Here is a 3,904-nt window from a genome sequence, read left to right on the forward strand (position 1 = left end):
GTTCTGCGCGCCGGCATGGGGGCGCATTTCGGGCTGCACCTGATCGAAGGCTTGTCGCCGGACGATCTGGCGGACTTGCAAGTGCCGTTGTTGGCCACCAGCTCCCATGGCGGGCTGCTGCTTGGCCAGGCTCAGTTGCCGCAGCCTTGCGCCTGGGTGCTGGGGCATGAGGGGCAGGGCGTTGATCCTGCCCTAATGGCGCGCTGCGCCCACACCGTGCGCATCCCGCAGCCCGGCGGCGAAGAGTCGCTGAACGTGGCGGCGGCCGCCGCGGTGTGCCTGTTCGCCAGCCGGCCTGGTCAGTAGATCAGTCGATCTGGGCGGATGTCGCGCAGGATGGTCGTGGCGATTTCCTCGATCGACTTGTGGGTCGAGCTGAGCCACGAAATGCCGCTGCGCTTCATCATCATCTCGGCCTCGCGTACCTCGTAGCGGCAGTTCTCGATCGCGGCGTACTTGCTGTCCGGCCGGCGCTCGTTGCGGATCTGGGCCAGGCGCGTCGGATCGATCGTCAGGCCGAAGCACTTGCGCTTGTGCGGAGCGAGCGAAGAGGGCAGGTGGGCGCGCTCGAAATCTTCCGGGATCAACGGGTAGTTGGCCGCCTTGATGCCGTGCTGCATCGCCAGGTACAGCGAGGTCGGCGTCTTGCCGCTGCGGCTGACGCCGATCAGGATCACGTCGGCTTGCTCCAGGTTCTTCGCCGACTGGCCGTCGTCGTGTGCGAGCGAGAAGTTGATCGCCTCGATGCGGTCGTTGTACTCCTCGCTCTTGGCGGCGTCCGAAAACCGGCCGACGCGGTGGTTGGACTTGATGCCGAACTCGCGCTCCAGCGGCTCGACGAAGGACGCGAACATGTCCATCACCATGCCCTTGCAGCGCTCGCTGGTCAGGACCGACCGGATCGACTCGTTGGCCAGCGTGATGAAGACGATCGGGCGCTTGCCCTCTGCGTCGGCGGTGGCGTTGATCTCCGAGACGACTTTGTCGGCCTTGTCGTGGCTGTCGATGAATGGGCGCCGGATGTGCCGGGGCTTGGCCGAAAACTGCGCCAGGATCGAATTGCCGAAGGTTTCGGCGGTGATGCCGGTGCCGTCGGAGACGAAGAAGACGGTGCGATTGGGCATGTCAGTTCCGGCGAGCCGTTCCAGGGTGCAGTCGAACCCCTTGAGGGGACAGCGGGCGAAGCAGGGGTCGAGTCATATTGCACGCGGAGGTTTCAGCGGAGGTTCAGCGATGATAGGCAATCCCTCCGTAGAATGACGCCCCAATTGACGTGCTCCTTGGACGAGCCGCTTCGAGCGGCCCGACACACACCGCGGATGAGCCCCTGCAGCCAGACAAATCGAACCAAACGCGCTGCAGCGTGGGCCCCCGGCGTGGCATCAGGGGTGGCATGGCGCCAGGTTTTTTGTCATCAAGGAGCTTCCCCATGTCATCAACCAACCTGGCGACCGCCCTGGTCGCCCCGCTTGAACACCTGAGAATGACCGACGTCGAGGCGGTGGGCGGCAAGAACGCCAGCCTCGGCGAAATGATCAGTCAGCTGGCCGCCTCGGGTGTGCGGGTGCCGGGCGGTTTCGCCACCACGGCCCACGCCTTCCGCGAGTTCCTGAAGCACGGCGGCCTGACCGAGCGCATCAACGCTCGTCTTTCCGCGCTGGACACCGATGACGTGCGCGCGCTGGCCGAAGCCGGCGCCGAGATCCGCCAGTGGGTGATCGATGCGCCGTTCCCGGCCGCTTTCGAGGCTGCGGTGCGCGCCGAATACGACCGTGTGGTGGCCGGCTCCCCCGATGCCACCTGGGCCGTTCGCTCGTCAGCAACGGCCGAAGACCTGCCGGACGCCTCGTTCGCCGGCCAGCAGGAGACCTTCCTCAACGTGCACGGCATCGACGATGTGCTGCACAAGATGAAAGAGGTCTTTGCGTCGCTCTACAACGACCGTGCGATCAGCTACCGCGTCCACAAGGGCTTCGCTCACTCCGACGTGGCCTTGTCGGCCGGCGTGCAGCGTATGGTCCGCTCGGACCTCGGCTCTGCCGGCGTGATGTTCACGATCGACACTGAATCCGGTTTCAAGGACGTGGTGTTCATCACCTCCAGCTACGGCCTGGGCGAAACGGTGGTGCAGGGCGCTGTGAATCCGGACGAGTTCTACGTCCACAAGCCGGCGCTGGAAGCCGGCAAGCTGGCCGTCATCCGCCGCGGTCTGGGCTCGAAGCTCATCCGCATGGAGTTCGCGACGCCGGAAGAGAAGGCGGCCAGCGGCAAGCTGGTGAAGACCGTGGACACACCGCCCGAGCAGCGCAACCGCTACTCGCTCAACGACGCCGACGTGACCGAGCTGGCCAAGTACGCGCTGATCATCGAGAAGCACTACGGTCGCCCGATGGACATCGAGTGGGGCAAGGACGGCGTCGACGGCAAGCTCTACATCCTGCAAGCCCGGCCCGAAACCGTGCGCAGCCAGGCTGAGGGCCAGGTCGAGCATCGCTACAAGCTCAAGGGCCATAGCACCGTGCTGGCAGAAGGCCGCGCGATCGGCCAGAAGATCGGCACCGGTCCGGTTCGGCTGGTCAGCTCGATCGCCGAGATGGAGCGTGTGCAGCCCGGCGACGTGCTGGTCACCGACATGACCGACCCGAACTGGGAGCCAGTGATGAAGCGCGCCAGTGCGATCGTCACCAACCGCGGCGGTCGCACCTGCCACGCGGCGATCATCGCCCGTGAACTGGGCATCCCGGCGGTGGTCGGCTGCGGCGACGCGACCGAGACGCTGCACGACGGCGCGCTGGTCACGGTGGCCTGCTCCGAGGGCGACACCGGCCACGTCTACGACGGCCTGCTGGACACCGAGGTCACCGAGGTCACCCGCGGTGAAATGCCGTACTGCCCGATCAAGATCATGATGAACGTCGGCAACCCGACGCTCGCTTTCAACTTCGCGCAGTTGCCGAACTCGGGCGTTGGCCTGGCCCGGCTCGAGTTCATCATCAACAACAACATCGGCGTCCACCCGAAGGCGATCCTCGACTACCCGAACGTCGACCCGGACCTGAAGAAGGCGGTCGAGTCGGTGGCCCGAGGTCATGCCTCGCCGCGCGCTTTCTACGTCGACAAGCTGGCCGAAGGCATTGCCACCATCGCCGCCGCGTTCTGGCCCAAGCCGGTGATCGTGCGCCTGTCGGACTTCAAGTCCAACGAGTATAAGAAGCTGATCGGCGGTTCGCGCTACGAGCCGGACGAAGAAAACCCGATGCTGGGCTTCCGCGGTGCCTCGCGCTACATCAGCGGCGAGTTCACCGATGCCTTCGGCATGGAGTGCGAAGCGCTCAAGCGCGTGCGCCATGACATGGGCCTGACCAACGTCGAGATCATGGTGCCGTTCGTGCGCACCGTGCGGCAGGCTGAGCGCGTTGCTGCGCTGCTGGCCGACCGCGGCCTGAAGCGCGGCCAGAACGGCCTGCGCCTGATCATGATGTGCGAAGTGCCGAGCAACGCCATCCTGGCCGAGCAGTTCCTGCAGCACTTCGACGGCATGTCGATCGGCTCGAACGATTTGACCCAGCTGACCCTGGGCCTGGACCGCGATTCCGGCCTGGAGCAGTTGGCCGATGACTTCGACGAGCGCGACCCGGCCGTCAAGGCGATGATTTCTCGTGCCATCGCCGCTTGCCGGGCCACCGGCAAGTACGTCGGCATCTGTGGCCAGGGCCCTAGCGATCACCCGGATTTCGCCGACTGGCTGGCGGCTGAAGGCATCGTCTCGATCTCGCTGAACCCCGATTCGGTGATCGAGACCTGGACCCGCCTGGCGGCCATCCGCTAGGAATGGTGCACGCGGTGCCGGGGAGCCGGCACCGCCCGCCAGCGCAGGCCGCGCTCTGCGTTGGTTGCAGTAGGC

Annotated in this window: 3 protein-coding genes; 2 read left to right on the top strand and 1 reads right to left on the bottom strand. The window is 65.8% G+C overall.

The window, feature by feature from the left end:
• Window positions 1-306 (top strand): TrmH family RNA methyltransferase (locus tag AC1DYI_RS29020; protein ID WP_477207589.1); only part of this gene is annotated, 306 nt, incomplete at its 5' end.
• On the opposite strand, the gene ppsR is transcribed toward AC1DYI_RS29020, so the two are convergent.
• A complete protein-coding gene (gene ppsR / locus AC1DYI_RS29025; RefSeq protein WP_477207590.1) occupies window positions 300-1,124 on the bottom strand; it encodes a posphoenolpyruvate synthetase regulatory kinase/phosphorylase PpsR in 825 nt (274 codons plus the stop codon). The genes AC1DYI_RS29020 and ppsR overlap by 7 nt on opposite strands.
• A gap of 305 nt (window positions 1,125-1,429) precedes the next feature.
• On the opposite strand from ppsR, the gene ppsA reads away from it, so the two are divergent.
• Window positions 1,430-3,829 carry a phosphoenolpyruvate synthase gene (gene ppsA, locus AC1DYI_RS29030; protein WP_477207591.1) on the top strand — a complete coding sequence of 800 codons (2,400 nt, stop codon included), beginning with the start codon at window positions 1,430-1,432 and terminating at the stop codon, window positions 3,827-3,829.
• Window positions 3,830-3,904 lie beyond the last annotated feature (75 nt).

The sequence above is a fragment of the Ideonella sp. P3_A4 genome (assembly GCF_056403075.1).

What these genes read in the sequence shown, in the direction of transcription:
- ppsR (WP_477207590.1), bottom strand. Translation starts at nt 1,124, where the DNA reads ATGCCCAATCGCACCGTCTTCTTCGTCTCCGACGGCACCGGCATCACC.
- ppsA (WP_477207591.1), top strand. Translation starts at nt 1,430, where the DNA reads ATGTCATCAACCAACCTGGCGACCGCCCTGGTCGCCCCGCTTGAACAC.